We start from the raw sequence: 13708 nt of genomic DNA, 5'->3' as shown, positions 1-13708 counted from the left end.
CGTTTGGGCGGCGGTCGTTCAGCCGCTCGTGCCCATCTCGGCGTTGTACCGCTGCCTGAACTGCCGGGTGAACTCGCGGAGGTACTGCTCGCTCAGCAGCGAGCCGTCGGCGTCGGTGGTGCCGTAGCGGGAGTGCAGGAAGCGGGAGAGCTGGCGGGCGTTGGGGTGGGCGCCCTGCTCCAGGATGTACTCGCGGTAGGCGGGGTAGAGGTCGTCGCCTGAGGGCAGCCCGTCGGCCGGCCCGACGGGGTCGGGCAGCGGCTCGGGCGTGGGCGCGGGCGCGCGGTCGGGCTCGTCGAGCGGGCTCTCGACGAGGAGTTGGCGCCGCTGGGGGGCCGGGTAGCCGTTGGCGGGGGCGCTGCCGAGCGAGCGGCGGCGGCCGCCGGGGCCGACGACGGGCACGGTGACCGCGGGCGGCGCGGGCTCGGGTGGCGGCTCCTGCGCGACGGGCCCGGGCTCGGGCTTGGGCTCGGGCTTGGGCTCGGGCGGTGGCGGCTCGGCGGTGAACGACGCCTGGTCGGCGAACGCCGGGGGCGCGGGCTCGGGTTGGGGCGCGCGTTCGGTCGCGGGCGTGGGCTCCGGCGCGGGCCACGCGTCGCGCTCCGGCGCGGACTCCGGCTCGGGGGCGCGCGGGGGCAGCTCCGCCACGGGCAGCCCGGCCGCGGCGAGGCCCGCGGGCGCGGTCTCGCGCAGCGGAACGCCGTAACGGGCGAGCTTGAGCGGCATCCTGGCCTCGACGGGCGCCCTGCGGCGCCACGCGCGCCCGTAGTCGGCGCGCAGCCTCGCCTGGTAGACGAGGCGGTCGCGCTCCATGCCGATGACCTCCTCGTAGGAGCGCAGCTCCCATAGCTTCATGCGCCGCCACAGCCGGAAGGTGGGGACGGGCGACAGGAACCACCGCCACATCCGCACCCCCTCCATGTGCTTGTCGGCGGTGATGTCGGCGACCCGCCCGATCGCGTGCCGCGCGGCCTCGACGGTGATGACGAAAAGCACGGGGATGATGCCGTGCATGCTCACGGCGAGCGGGTCGCCCCACGCTGACGCGCCGTTGAACGCGATGGTGGCGGCGGTCAGCAGCCAGGCGCACTGACGCAGCATCGGGAACGGGATGCGCAGCCACGTCAGCAGCAGATCGAGCGCCAGGAGGACGACGATGCCCGCGTCGATGCCGATGGGGAAGAACGGCGCGAAGTCGCCGAACCCCTTGCGCTCGGCGAGGTCGCGGACCGCGGCGTACGAGCCGACGAAGCCGATGGCGGCGATGACCACGGCGCCCGCGAGCACGATGGAGACGAGTATGCGGTGTGAGCGGGTGAGCTTGATCGCGGCCACCGCGGTCCCTCCAGGACTCGACTGAGAAAGCTCTCGCGCGCCCAAGAATCGCACACCTGTCGGGTCATGTACGCGCCGAGCCCCCGCACCGAGCCAGGGAGGGGCCCCGATTCCCGGGGCGCGGTCAGCGGGCCGCGGTGCGGTGGGTGGTGGCGAGCGCCCGGTCAACGGCGGCGGACGAGGGCGGCGCGCACGGCGGCCCACGCGCCCCCGGGGCCGGTCGGGGGGCGCGGCGTGCACCGCGAGCCCCGGCCGCGTGCGGTCGGCCGGGACGCCCGCCGTCTGGACGCCCGTCGTCAGGTCGAGCAGGAGGTGGCCGTCCGGGCGCAACAGGGCGGACAGGCGCTTCTCGGAGCCGGTGGAGGCCAGGCCGGGGGCGCGGGTGGCCGAGGACGGGGAACGGCGTTCAACGGGTGAAGGACCGCACCGCCCCGAGGGTCAGTCGCGCGCGTCCTGGGACGGGGGCTCATCGCCTTCCCCTGCGCCCTCTTCGGTGCCCTCTTCGGTGCCTTCATCGGCGCCCTCGTCCGGCTGCTCGCCCTCGCTCGCGTCGACGGCATCGAGGGCCGCGCGGGCGGCGCCCTCGGCGTTCTCCCTGATGGTGTCGGCGCCCGGCATGTCGTCGCCCTCGAAACCGGCGCCCGAGTAGTCGAGGGTGATGACCACGTTGCCCGTGCGCACGATCACGCGGTGCTGGCGGTACTCCTGCTCGCCCTGCTCCTCGGTCTCCATCGTGGTGCTGTAGCCCAGGGTGACGGCCTGGTCGCCGGTGTCGCCCAACTCGGCCGACTCGACCTCGCCGTTGGCGTCGTCGCCGGTGATCTCCTCGGCCATCTGCCGCACATACTCCCCGGCGCGGTCGTCGCCGCTGCCGATGGCCGTGTCCGACTCGAAGCGGCGCAGCGCCACGGTGAGGGAGCGGAACTGGTACTCGTCGAGGCCGCTCCACAGGCACGCGGCGGACGTCGCGGTGTCGTTGGAGCTGAGGGTCTCGCCGCCCGCGGGGTCGGCCTCGGGGACCGCCTCGTCGATCACGTCCTCGCCCAGCGTGGCGCACGGCTCGGGCAGGGTCGCGAACCGCACGGGCTCCGGCGTCGGCGAGGCGGACGCCGGGGGCTCGTCGTCGGTGGTGTCCTCGCCGGAGCCGGAGGTGCAGCCCGCGACGAGCAGCGCGGGCAGGGTGGCCCAGCCCAGGGTTCTCAGCGCGAGCCGCGAGAGGGGCCGCGAGGCGGTACGGTCCATGGTTCCTTCGCCTCCAGTGACGGGTGGCATTCCAGGACACGGTACGCCGACCCCTCGCCGGGGTCCGCCGCCGACTCGCGCGCTACGAGTCGAAGCCCTCGGCGAGCTGACGTGCCACGGTCTGCGCGCGCTGCTGGAGGCTGCCGCTGTCGAGGTCCTCGTCGGCGACGGTCGTCGAGACCGTGTACTGGACGGTGACCAGGACGTTCGCATTGCGGAACGCCAGGGTGACAGCGCGGCGTTCGCCTGGATTGGTGCTGGTCAGCCGGTCGTCGATGAACGCCACGTCCCCGATGCCGTCGAGGGGCCTTGGCGCGAACGGGTCGTCGCTCGGCGGCGCCGAGCCGCCGTCCGCCCCGCCCACGGGGACGCCCGCCTCGTCGGCGCGCTCCTCGAAGTCGAGCTCGGCCTGGTCGTCGTCGCTCACGCCGGGGTCGTAGGAGATGACGCGTTGCAGGTCGACGGAGAGCTGGTGCGTGCCGGTCTCGGCGCCCAGGTGCCACGAGCAGCCGACGCGGCGGCCCGTGTCGTACGTCACCATCGGCTCGCCCGCGTAGACCTCGGGGTCGCCGCCGGGCAGCAGCTCGCGGAGGGTATCGTCGCCGACCGCGCCACAGGGCTCAGGGAGCCCGGAGTACCGCCCTGGCTGGGCCGAACCCGCCGTGCCGCTCCCGGGGTTGACCGACGGATCGTCCTCGCCCGACAGGTCGCCCGAGCAGGCGCCGAGGGCGCCGAGGCCGACGAGGGCCGCGGCGACCGGAGCGAGACCTCTGGCGATTGTCCCGAGCCGCACGTGCGGTCCCCCTTCGCGTTCGCGTGCCGCGCAAGTCGCTGAAGGTCATGTTCTACCGCAGGGACGCGCGCGAGAGGTAGTCGGGCGCCGGAATGGGCAGTTCGTCCCGGGTGCCGCCGCGTGAACGTCCCGCTTCCCCGCGATCAGGGCCAGACGAGGCAGTACGGCTGGTGGCCAGCCTCGTGCAGGCGGCGGGAGAAGTCCTGCCACTCGTTGAGCAGCTTGTAGACGCCGAACGCGTCGCTCGGGCCGCTGCGGTCGGGGACCGTCGACCAGATGAACGCGGCCGCGCCGACCGTCTCGTCCCCGATGCCGCGCAGCGGATCCACCACGGTGGTCGGCAACTTGACCACCGCGTAGTCGGGGTGGAGGACGACAAGCTCGAGCGGGGGCACCCGGTGCAGGGGTATCCCCTCGATGCCGGTGAGCACCATGGCCGCCATTGTCTCCGGCTTGATGCGCGTGAACATCCCCTGGCCCAGCTCGTCGCCGCCCAGCTCCTCGGGCCGCATCGACAGCGGGACCCGGGCGGCGGTGGCCCCGTCGGGCGCCCCGAAGTACTTGTAGGTCACGGCCATGCGACCCGCTCTGCCCTTGAGGTCGAACTCGCCGTTCTCCGCCGCCTTCCGGCGATGCCGCCCCCTGCGTGAGCGCGCACGCGGCGCGGGCTCCGGTCCGAGGCCCCCGGTGCCCTCGCCGACTTCGCCACCGCGCTGCATGTCACCACCTGACTACTCGCGACCCCCGCCGCACAACCCGATCATCGTTTCAGACACCTCCCCCGCCAGACGGCTGCGAAACGCCCTGACACCGAGCTGTAAGGGGCTGAATGTCACCATGGACCGCGTGACTCAATCCTACGAAGCCACAGTCTCACAGACGCTCTTCGCCCGCGCCGCCCGCGTCACCCCGGGCGGGGTCAACTCGCCGGTGCGCGCGTTCGGCGCGGTGGGGGGCACGCCCCGTTTCATGGGGTCGGGGGCCGGGGCCTATCTCACGGACGTGGACGGCCGGGAATATGTGGATCTGGTGTGCTCGTGGGGGCCGATGATCCTCGGGCACGCGCACCCCGCGGTGGTCGAGGCGGTGCGGGAGGCCGTCGGGCGCGGCACGTCGTTCGGCACGCCCACGCCGGGCGAGGTCGAGCTCGCCGAGGAGATCTGCTCCCGCGTCGCCCCCGTGGAACGGGTCAGGCTCGTCTCGTCCGGCACCGAGGCCACCATGTCCGCGATCCGGCTCGCCAGGGGCTTCACGGGGCGGGCCAAGGTGATCAAGTTCGCGGGGTGTTACCACGGCCACGTGGACGCGCTGCTCGCCGCGGCCGGGTCGGGGGTCGCGACGTTCGGGCTGCCCGACACCCCGGGGGTCACGGGCGCGCAGGCCGGGGAGACCGTGGTGCTGCCGTACAACGATCTCGGCGCGGTGCGCGCGGCGTTCGAGGCGCACCCGGGCGAGATCGCGTGTGTGATCACCGAGGCGGTGCCGGGGAACATGGGGCTCGTCCCGCCGCGCGAGGGCTTCAACCAGGGCCTGGCCGACCTGTGCCGGGCGCATGGCGCGCTGCTGATCTCCGACGAGGTGATGACGGGCTTCAGGCTGAGCCGGGCCGGCTGGTACGGCATCGAGGGCGTGGCGCCCGACCTGATGACCTTCGGCAAGGTGATGGGCGGCGGCTTCCCCGCCGCGGCGTTCGGCGGGCGCGCCGACGTGATGGACCGGCTCGCGCCCGCGGGGCCCGTGTACCAGGCGGGCACGCTCTCGGGGAACCCGGTGGCCACCGCGGCGGGCCTCGCCCAGCTGCGGCTGCTCGACGACGCCGCGTACGCGCGCGTGGACGCCGCGGCGGCCGAGCTGCGCGGGCTGGTCGGGGCGGCGCTCGCTAAGGAGGGCGTGGCGCACCGGATCAACGCGGCCGGCAGCATGTTCTCGGTGTTCTTCACGGGCGCGGACGAGGACGTGGTCGACTTCGCGTCGGCGCGGCGGCAGGACGCGTTCCGCTACGGGGCGTTCTTCCACGCGATGCTGAACGGCGGCGTGCACCTGCCGCCTTCGGCGTTCGAGACGTGGTTCGTGTCGACCGCGCACGACGACGAGGCGCTGGAGCGGATCGCCGAGGCGCTGCCCGCGGCGGCGCGCGCGGCGGCGCGGGCGGACCGCGGTCCCGACCCCGCGCCAGGGGCGGCGGCCGAGCTGGAGCCGGGCCCAGGGCCCGACGGGTCATGAGGCGGCAGCGGGCGCCACGGGGCGTGGGACGAAGCGGGATAGCGGGCGGCGAGACGGCGGGCGGGAACGGGAACATGAGCGGCGGCGAACGGACCGTGGTGCACCTCGTGCGGCACGGGGAGGTGGCCAACCCCGACGGGGTGCTCTACGGCCGCCTGCCCGGCTACCACCTCTCCGAGCTCGGGCGGCGCATGGCCGAGCGCGTGGCCGGGCACCTGGCCGGGCGCGACATCGCGCACGTGGTGGCCTCGCCGCTGGAGCGGGCCCAGGAGACCGCCGAGCCCATCGCCGCGGCGCACGGCCTGCCCACGGCGACGGACGAGCGGCTGATCGAGGCGGCCAACGCGTTCCAGGGCAAGGAGTTCGGCGTCGGCGACGGCGCCCTGCGCAAGCCCGCCAACTGGCCGCTGCTGCGCAACCCGTTCAGGCCGTCGTGGGGCGAGCCCTATGTGAACCAGGTGGTGCGCATGACCGCCGCGCTCGCCGCCGCGCGGGACGCCGCGCGCGGTCACGAGGCGGTCGCGGTGAGCCACCAGCTGCCGATCTGGGTGCTGCGCAGCCACGTCGAGCGCCGCAGGCTGTGGCACGACCCGCGGCGCCGGCAGTGCACGCTCGCGTCGCTGACCAGCTTCGCCTTCGACGGCGACGAGCTGGTCTCGATCACCTACGACGAGCCGGCGCTCGACCTGGTCCCCGTCCATCTGCGGGCCGGCGCCAAGCCCGTGCGCGGGGCCGGTGGATTCGGGGCCTGAGCGGGGCCGCCGACCGCCGCTTTTCTCCCCATAGGGGGGCGGGGAAGATCACTCAGGGACGCATGGGAAACTTTTCACATGATCCAGTTCCGGAGCGTTAGAGCGGCCGTGGCCGGTGCCTTCGCCGGGGGACTGCTCCTCACGGGATGCAGCGCCGACCAGGCGGGGCCCTCCGGCGGCGACAGCAACTACGTCCAGGGCACAGGGGAGATCACCACCGTGCCCGTGGCCGACCGGCAGGAGGCCCCCGACCTCGCGGGGGACACCGTCGAAGGCGATCAGCTCGCGCTCTCCGACTACCGAGGCCAGGTCGTGGTGCTCAACATCTGGGGCTCGTGGTGCCCGCCCTGCATCGCCGAGGCCGACAACTTCGTGCGGGTCGCCGAGGACACCGCGGACGACGGCGTGCAGTTCATCGGGATCAACACCAGGGACCGCACACGGGAGAACGCCGCGGCGTTCGAGCGCGAGCACGAGGTGCCCTACCCCAGCCTCTACGACCCGGACGGGCGGCTGCTCCTGGAATTCCCGCGGGGCAGCCTCAACCCCCAGGCCATCCCCTCCACGCTGGTCATCGACCGCGAGGGCCGCATCGCGGCGCGGGCGCTCAAGGCGCTCACCGAGGAGGAGCTGCGCGCCGCGATCGCCCCGGTGATGGCCGAGGAGGGGTGAGCGGGGCGTGGGATACAACCAGACCGTGCTGAGCGGGGCGCTGCTGCTCGCGTTGCCCGTGGCGCTGTTCGGCGGTCTCGTGTCGTTCTTCTCCCCCTGCGTGCTGCCCCTCGTGCCCGGCTATCTCTCGTATGTGACGGGCGTGGGCGGCGCCGACCTCGACGAGGCGCGGCGCGGCCGGATGTTCCTCGGCGCGCTGCTTTTCGTGCTCGGCTTCTCCGCGGTCTTCGTCTCCACGGGGGCGCTCTTCGGCGGCCTCGGCGCCGAGCTGCTCGGCCACCAGGAGCTGCTGACCCGGATCTTCGGCGCGCTGACGATCGCGCTCGGACTCGTGTTCATGGGGGTGATCCCGCGGCTCGGCGGGCGGGAGTTCCGCCTGCATGTGCGGCCGGGGGTCGGGCTCGCCGGGGCGCCCATGCTCGGCGTCGTCTTCGGGATCGGCTGGACGCCGTGCATCGGGCCGACGCTCGCCGCCGTGCAGTTCCTGGCGATCAACGAGGCGACCGCGACGCGCGGCGCCCTGCTGACCCTGGCGTACTGTCTGGGGCTCGGGCTGCCGTTCATCGTCGCGGCCCTCGCGTTCCGCAGGACCCTGGGCGCGTTCGCCTGGGTCAAACGGCACCATGTGTGGGTGATGCGGCTCGGCGGCGGCATGCTGATCGCCACGGGGGTGCTGCTCGTCACCGGCGTGTGGGCCGATCTCGTGTACGAGATGCAGGTCTGGTCCGCCGAATTCACCGTTGGGATCTGACAGCCACATGACGGACGACACACAGCAGGCAGAGGCGAAGGCGGGGGCCGAGGCCCGGCGGGACGCCGAGCGGTCCGACGACGCCGAGGCCCTGGCCGGGCTGTCCACCGCGCCCGTCGACGAGGAGGACGGCCCCCGGGGCGGCGAGGGCGCGGGCGACGGCGCGGCGGGCGCGGGGTCGTTCGGCGGACGGCGCGAGCCGGGGGCGCGCGGCGCGCTCGCGTGGCTCGGCCGCGAGTGCGCCGGGTGGGCGCGGTGGTTCTGGCGGCAGCTCACGTCGATGCGGGTCGCGCTGATCCTGCTCTTCCTGCTGGCGCTCGCGTCCATCCCCGGCTCGATGATCCCGCAGGACAACGTCAACGCGCCGCTCGCCGAGGACTTCAGGGAGCGCAACCCGGCGCTGTCCGAGTTCTACGAGACGTTCCAGCTGTTCAACGTGTACTCGTCGGTGTGGTTCTCGGCGATCTATCTGCTGCTGTTTATCTCGCTCATCGGCTGTATCGTGCCGCGCGCATGGCAGTTCGTGGGCCAGCTGCGCGCCCGCCCGCCGCGCGCCCCGCGCCGGCTGAGCCGCATGCCCGCCTACACCACGTGGCGCACCGACGCCGCGCCGGATGACGTGCTCGCGGCGGCCCAACGGCGGCTGCGGCGGCGGCGGTTCCGCGCGGACCTGCGCGAGGACGGGCCGGGGGGCGCGCATGTGGCCGCAGAGAAGGGCTATCTGCGCGAGGCCGGGAACCTGGTGTTCCACCTGGCGCTCGTCGTGATGCTCGTCGCCTTCGCCGCGGGCCGCCTGTGGTACTCGGAGGGCGGCAAGCTGGTCGTGCAGGGCGAGGGCTTCTCCAACACCCTCACGCAGTACGACGACTTCGAGTCGGGCACCCTCTTCGACGTCAACGAGCTCGAGCCGTTCGGCTTCAGGCTCGACGAGTTCCACTCCGACTTCTCGCGCGAGTCGGTCGACCTCGGCACGCCGACCCTCTTCCGCGCGGATGTGACGTGGTGGGACCAGGAGGGCGCCGAGCGCGCGGCGGAGATCGAGGTCAACGACCCGCTGCACGTGGGCGACTCCCGCGTCCGCCTTCTCGGCCACGGCTACGCGCCCGTAGTCACGGTCACCGACGCGCAGGGCGAGCTGGCGTTCCACGGGCCCGTGCCGTTCCTGCCGCAGGACACCGCGCTCACCTCCACCGGCGTGATCAAGGTCAGCACCTACACGGGCCCCGACGGCGAGCCCGACCAGCTGGGCTTCCAGGGCTTCTTCAACCCCACGTACAACATCGACGCCGAGCGCGGCCCGCACTCCACGTTCCCCGAGCCCGACCTGCCGGTCCTCACGCTGAACGCCTTCCATGGCGACCTCGGCGTCAACTCGGGCCTCCCGCAGAACGTCTACCAGCTGGACACCTCCGACATGGAGCAGCTGCGCGACGAGGAGACCGGCGACCTGTTCCGCTTCAACCTCGTGCCAGGCCAGTCCGTCGAGCTGCCCGAGGGGATGGGGACGCTCACGTTCGACCGGCTCGAGCAGTGGGCCAGCTTCCAGATCACCACCAAGGCGGGCAACGAGTGGGCGCTGGCCAGCTCGCTCGCCGCGGTCGTCGGCCTGGCGGGCTCGCTGCTGCTGCAACGCCGCCGCGTGTGGGTGCGCGCGTTCACGGGGGACGACGGGCACACGGTGGTCGAGATGGCCTCGCTCGGCCGCACCGAGTCCGCCAAGGTCCCCGAGGAGCTGGCCGATCTCGCGGAGCGCCTGCAACCTGACGCGCCACTCGTCCCCGACGAGGCCGCCGGGACACCGGCCGGGACGGCCGACACGGCCGACACGGCCGAGACGGCCGACACGGCCGAGACGGCCGAGGCAGCCGTCGATACGGCCGCCGACACAGAAGAACCCGCCGAATCCGCTGCCGCGGAAGGAGCACGCCCATGATTCTCGCCGCAGGCGAGGAGCTCGCCGACCTCAGCAACACGCTGGTCTACTCGGCGATGGCCGTCTACGCCATCGCGTTCCTCGCCTTTGTCGCCGAGTGGATCCTCGGCGGCCGCAGCAAGGTCGCCCGCACGGCGGCCGCGCTGACGGGCGAGGGCGGCGAAGCGGCCGCCGTCCCGGCACAGGCCGTGCCCGGGGTAGTCGTCACCAAGGGCGGCACCACCTCGGTGCTCGAACGCCCCAAGGTCGTCACCCGCTCCGGCGCCCCTGGCCGCGACGACGTCCCCGACGGCCCCGGCGCGTCGGGCGGCGACGTCAGGGGTGACACCTATGGGCGCATCGCGGTCTCGCTGACCGTGCTGGCGTTCCTGCTGCACCTCGGCGCGGTCGTCGTGCGGGCGGTGTCCGTGGAGCGCGGGCCCTGGGGCAACATGTACGAGTTCTCCACGGCGTTCTCCATGACGGTCACCGGCGCGTTCCTCGCGTTCCTCGCCGCGCGGAGGAACGTCCGCTGGCTCGGGCTGCCGCTGGTCACCACCGTGCTGCTCGACCTCGGCCTGGCCGTGACCGTGCTGTATACCGAGAGCGCCCAGCTGGTGCCCGCGCTGGACTCGATCTGGATGTGGATCCATGTCCCGCTGGCGATCGTCTGCGGCGGGCTGTTCTACGTGGGGGCGATCTCCAGCGGCCTCTTCCTGCTGCGCGACCGGCACGAGGCGAAGGGCGCGGCGGGCGAGGAGGCCAAGGGCTGGAGCGCGTCGGTGCTCGAGCGGCTGCCGTCGTCGGTCTCGCTCGACAAGTTCGCCTACCGGATCAACGCGGCCGTCTTCCCGGTGTGGACGTTCACGATCATCGCCGGTGCCATCTGGGCGGAGAACGCGTGGGGCCGCTACTGGGGCTGGGACCCCAAGGAGGTCTGGGCGTTCATCACGTGGGTCGCCTACGCCGCCTACCTGCACGCGCGCGCGACGGCCGGGTGGAAGGGGCGGAAGGCGGCGTATCTGGCGATCGTCGGCTTCGTGTGCTTCCTGATCAACTACTACGGCGTCAACATCTTCTTCGACAGCCTGCACTCCTACGGCGGCGTCTGAGCCCGGGCCCGAGCCGGGGCGGGGAGCGCCGGGGTCAGCGGTCCTTGCCGCTGGGCGGGGTGTCGTCCTCGCCCTCGCCCCGGCGCATCTCCTCCTCGCGCCGGCGCAGGTCCTCTTCCCAGCTCTCTAGGAGCTCCTTGTCCTTCTCCTGCTCCTCGCGCCTGCTCTCCTCGCGGGCGCGGTCGTCGCCCAGGGAGCGGAGGAACTCGGGGTTGTCATCGGGCGCGACCCAGCCACCGCCCGCGCCCCTGCGGCCGAAGCCGCCCACGCGCGGCGCTCCGCGATTGCGGCCGACGAGAATCCAGGCCACGGGGCCGACCACCCAGCCGAGGACAATGAGCAGGATCCACACCAGCTTCGGCAGGTGCTTGATGTCCTCGTCGTCGGACGTGATGCAGTCGACCAGGGCGTAGATGACCAGCGCCAGTGGCACGAGAATCAGCAGCACCCTCAGCATGGTAGCCCCCTGCGCTAGATGACACCGGGCCGCTCGCGAGGCCCCCTGACAAGGCCAGGGTAATGCGTCGGCAATACTGAGCGGCATGGCATACGACGACCTCCGTGCCCTGCTGAAGGCGCTCGAACGCGACGGCGACCTGAAGCGGGTGAAGGCGGAGGTCGATCCGCGTCTCGAAGTGGGGGAGATCACCGACCGGGTGAACAAGGCGGGGGGCCCGGCGTTGCTCTTCGAGAACGTCAAGGGCTCCGACCTCCCCCTGGCCGTGAACGTCTTCGGGACCGACCGCCGCCTGCTCAAGGCGCTTGGGCTGCGCTCCTACGACGACATCAGCGAGAAGATCGGCGGCCTGCTCAAGCCCGAGCTGCCGCACGGGTTCGTCGGCATCCGCGAGGCGTTCGGCAAGCTCGGCGCGATGGCGCACGTACCGCCGAAGAAGGTGAGGAGCGCGCCGGTGCACGAGGTCGTCCTCAAGGGCGACGACGTCGACCTCGACCGCCTTCCCGCGCTGTTCACCTGGCCGGAGGACGGCGGGTCGTTCTTCAACCTCGGGCTGACGCACACCAAGGACCCCGAGACCGGGATCCGCAATCTCGGCCTCTACCGGCTCCAGCGCCACGACGCGCGCACGATCGGCATGCACTGGCAGATCCACAAGGACAGCCGCAACCACTACCAGGTGGCCGCGCGGCGCGGCGAACGGCTGCCCGTCGCGATAGCGTTCGGCTGCCCGCCCGCCGTGACCTACGCCTCGACCGCGCCGCTGCCCGGCGACATCGACGAGTACCTGTTCGCGGGGTTCGTGCAGGGCAAGCGGATCGAGCTGGTGGACTGCCAGACGGTGCCGCTCCAGGTCCCGGCCAACGCCGAGGTGGTGCTCGAGGGCTGGCTCGAGCCGGGACGCACGCTGCCGGAGGGCCCGTTCGGCGACCACACCGGCTTCTACACGCCGCAGGAGCCGTTTCCCGCCCTCACGATCGACTGCGTCACGATGCGGCGCAAGCCGGTGTTCCAGTCGATCGTCGTGGGGCGCCCGCCGACCGAGGACGGGCCGCTCGGGCGCGCGACGGAGCGGTTCTTCCTGCCGCTGCTCAAGATCATCATCCCGGACATCGTGGACTACCACCTGCCCGAGGCGGGCGGCTTCCACAACTGCGCGATCCTGTCGATCGACAAGAAGTACCCCAAGCACGCCCAGAAGGTGATGTCGGCCGTGTGGGGCGCGCACATGATGTCGCTGACCAAGCTGATCGTCGTGGTGGACTCCGACTGCGACGTGCACGACCTGCACGAGGTCGCCTGGCGCGCGCTCGGCAACGTCGACTACGCGCGCGACCTGCTGCTCACCGAGGGGCCCGTCGACCATCTCGACCACGCGTCGTACCAGCAGTTCTGGGGCGGCAAGGCGGGCATCGACGCCACGGCGAAGTGGCCGGAGGAGGGGTACACGCGCGACGGCGGCTGGCCGCCGATGATCGTGCCTGACCCCGAGGTCGCCGAGCGCGTCAGCCGCCGCTGGAAGGAGTACGGGCTGTGACGGCCGAGGCGTCCGCCCTCGGGACGCCGGGTCCAGGCCAGGGAGCGGGCCACGTCAGGGCGTTCCTGCGGCTGGTGATGATCGAGCACTCGGTCTTCGCGCTGCCCTTCGCCTATACCGCGACGCTCACCGCCATGTTCCTCGGCGAGGGGGCGGTGGACTGGTGGACGCTGCTGCTCGTGACGCTCGCGATGGTCGGGCTGCGGACGTTCGCCATGGCGGCCAACCGGATCATCGACCGCGAGATCGACGCGCGCAACCCGCGCACGGCGGGGCGCGAACTCGTCACGGGCGCCGTCTCGGTGCGCGCGGCGTGGAGCGGCGCGCTCGTGGCGCTCGCCGTCTTCCTCGGCGCCGCCGCGCTGCTCAACCCCCTCTGCCTCGCGCTCGCGCCGGTGGCGGTGGTGCCGATGGTGGTCTATCCGTACGGCAAGCGGTTCACGGACTTCCCGCACGCGATCCTCGGGCTCGCCCAGGCCATGGGCCCGGTGGGCGGCTGGCTCGCGGTGACCGGCGCGTGGTCGTGGGACGCGGCGATCCTGGGCCTCGCGGTGGGGCTGTGGATCGGGGGGTTCGACCTGATCTACGCGTGCCAGGACGTGGCGTCCGACCGCGCGGGGGGCGTGCGTTCGGTGCCCGCGCGCTTCGGGATCGCGGGGGCGCTGTACGGGGCGCGCGCGTGCCATGCGCTGACGCTGGGGCTGCTGGCGTGGTACGCGGTGGCCACGGAGGGCGGGCCGTTCCTGTGGGCCGGGGTGGCGGTGGTGGCCGCGGCGTTCGTCTACGAGCACGCGATCGTGACGCCGCGGGATCTGAGCCGCCTGAACCGGGCGTTCTTCACGGTCAACGGCTTCGTCGGCATCAGTCTGTTCGTCTTCGCGCTGCTCGACCTTGCGGCCAGGGGGCTCGGGGCGGGCTGACG

At 72.8% G+C, this 13708-nt stretch carries 13 protein-coding genes; 8 read left to right on the top strand and 5 right to left on the bottom strand.

Annotated elements, in window-relative coordinates; all coding sequences use genetic code 11:
* Window positions 1-18: 18 nt before the first annotated feature.
* From DEH69_RS14610 to DEH69_RS14595, 4 genes are all read right to left on the bottom strand, one after another.
* Window positions 19-1335: a DUF2637 domain-containing protein gene (locus tag DEH69_RS14610; protein ID WP_113687378.1), complete on the bottom strand. Its 1317-nt coding sequence runs from the start codon at window positions 1333-1335 to the stop codon at window positions 19-21.
* 438 nt (window positions 1336-1773) lie between these two features.
* A complete protein-coding gene (locus tag DEH69_RS30995) occupies window positions 1774-2577 on the bottom strand; it encodes a DUF3558 domain-containing protein (protein WP_147255583.1) in 804 nt (267 codons plus the stop codon).
* A gap of 82 nt (window positions 2578-2659) precedes the next feature.
* Window positions 2660-3370: a DUF3558 domain-containing protein gene (locus DEH69_RS14600; protein ID WP_113687376.1), complete on the bottom strand. Its 711-nt coding sequence runs from the start codon at window positions 3368-3370 to the stop codon at window positions 2660-2662.
* Between the two features lie 143 nt (window positions 3371-3513).
* Entirely contained in the window at window positions 3514-4089 is a 576-nt protein-coding gene (locus tag DEH69_RS14595; RefSeq protein WP_113687375.1) for a hypothetical protein, read from the bottom strand.
* A 118-nt stretch (window positions 4090-4207) separates the two neighbouring features.
* Between DEH69_RS14595 and hemL the strand changes: the two genes are divergently transcribed.
* The 6 genes from hemL (at window position 4208) to ccsB (ending at window position 10792) form a co-directional block, all read left to right on the top strand.
* Window positions 4208-5593: a glutamate-1-semialdehyde 2,1-aminomutase gene (hemL, locus tag DEH69_RS14590; protein ID WP_113687374.1), complete on the top strand. Its 1386-nt coding sequence runs from the start codon at window positions 4208-4210 to the stop codon at window positions 5591-5593.
* Window positions 5594-5667: 74 nt separating this feature from the next.
* Window positions 5668-6345: a histidine phosphatase family protein gene (locus DEH69_RS14585; RefSeq protein WP_113687373.1), complete on the top strand. Its 678-nt coding sequence runs from the start codon at window positions 5668-5670 to the stop codon at window positions 6343-6345.
* 78 nt (window positions 6346-6423) lie between these two features.
* Window positions 6424-7017 (top strand): TlpA disulfide reductase family protein, encoded by a 594-nt coding sequence (locus tag DEH69_RS14580; RefSeq protein ID WP_113687372.1) that lies wholly within the window; start codon window positions 6424-6426, stop codon window positions 7015-7017.
* A gap of 7 nt (window positions 7018-7024) precedes the next feature.
* Complete coding sequence (locus DEH69_RS14575; RefSeq protein ID WP_113687371.1) at window positions 7025-7768, top strand: cytochrome c biogenesis CcdA family protein; 744 nt, start codon at window positions 7025-7027, stop codon at window positions 7766-7768.
* A gap of 7 nt (window positions 7769-7775) precedes the next feature.
* A complete protein-coding gene (locus DEH69_RS14570) occupies window positions 7776-9701 on the top strand; it encodes a cytochrome c biogenesis protein ResB (protein WP_113687370.1) in 1926 nt (641 codons plus the stop codon).
* Entirely contained in the window at window positions 9698-10792 is a 1095-nt protein-coding gene (ccsB, locus tag DEH69_RS14565) for a c-type cytochrome biogenesis protein CcsB (RefSeq protein WP_113687369.1), read from the top strand. Before DEH69_RS14570 ends, ccsB begins: the two co-directional genes overlap by 4 nt.
* Window positions 10793-10826: 34 nt before the next feature.
* Here the strand turns inward: ccsB and DEH69_RS14560 are convergent, their stop codons facing one another.
* Window positions 10827-11249 (bottom strand): PLD nuclease N-terminal domain-containing protein, encoded by a 423-nt coding sequence (locus DEH69_RS14560; protein WP_113687368.1) that lies wholly within the window; start codon window positions 11247-11249, stop codon window positions 10827-10829.
* An 85-nt stretch (window positions 11250-11334) separates the two neighbouring features.
* On the opposite strand from DEH69_RS14560, the gene DEH69_RS14555 reads away from it, so the two are divergent.
* Window positions 11335-12786, top strand: coding sequence for a menaquinone biosynthesis decarboxylase (locus tag DEH69_RS14555; protein ID WP_113687367.1), 1452 nt, complete (start codon window positions 11335-11337; stop codon window positions 12784-12786).
* Window positions 12783-13706, top strand: coding sequence for a menaquinone biosynthesis prenyltransferase MqnP (mqnP, locus tag DEH69_RS14550; RefSeq protein WP_113687366.1), 924 nt, complete (start codon window positions 12783-12785; stop codon window positions 13704-13706). Before DEH69_RS14555 ends, mqnP begins: the two co-directional genes overlap by 4 nt.
* The last annotated feature ends 2 nt before the right edge of the window (window positions 13707-13708 follow it).

The organism is Streptomyces sp. PT12 (genome assembly GCF_003311645.1).
GTDB lineage: Bacteria > Actinomycetota > Actinomycetes > Streptomycetales > Streptomycetaceae > Streptomyces.
This window is presented reverse-complemented; position numbering and strand designations above follow the sequence as displayed.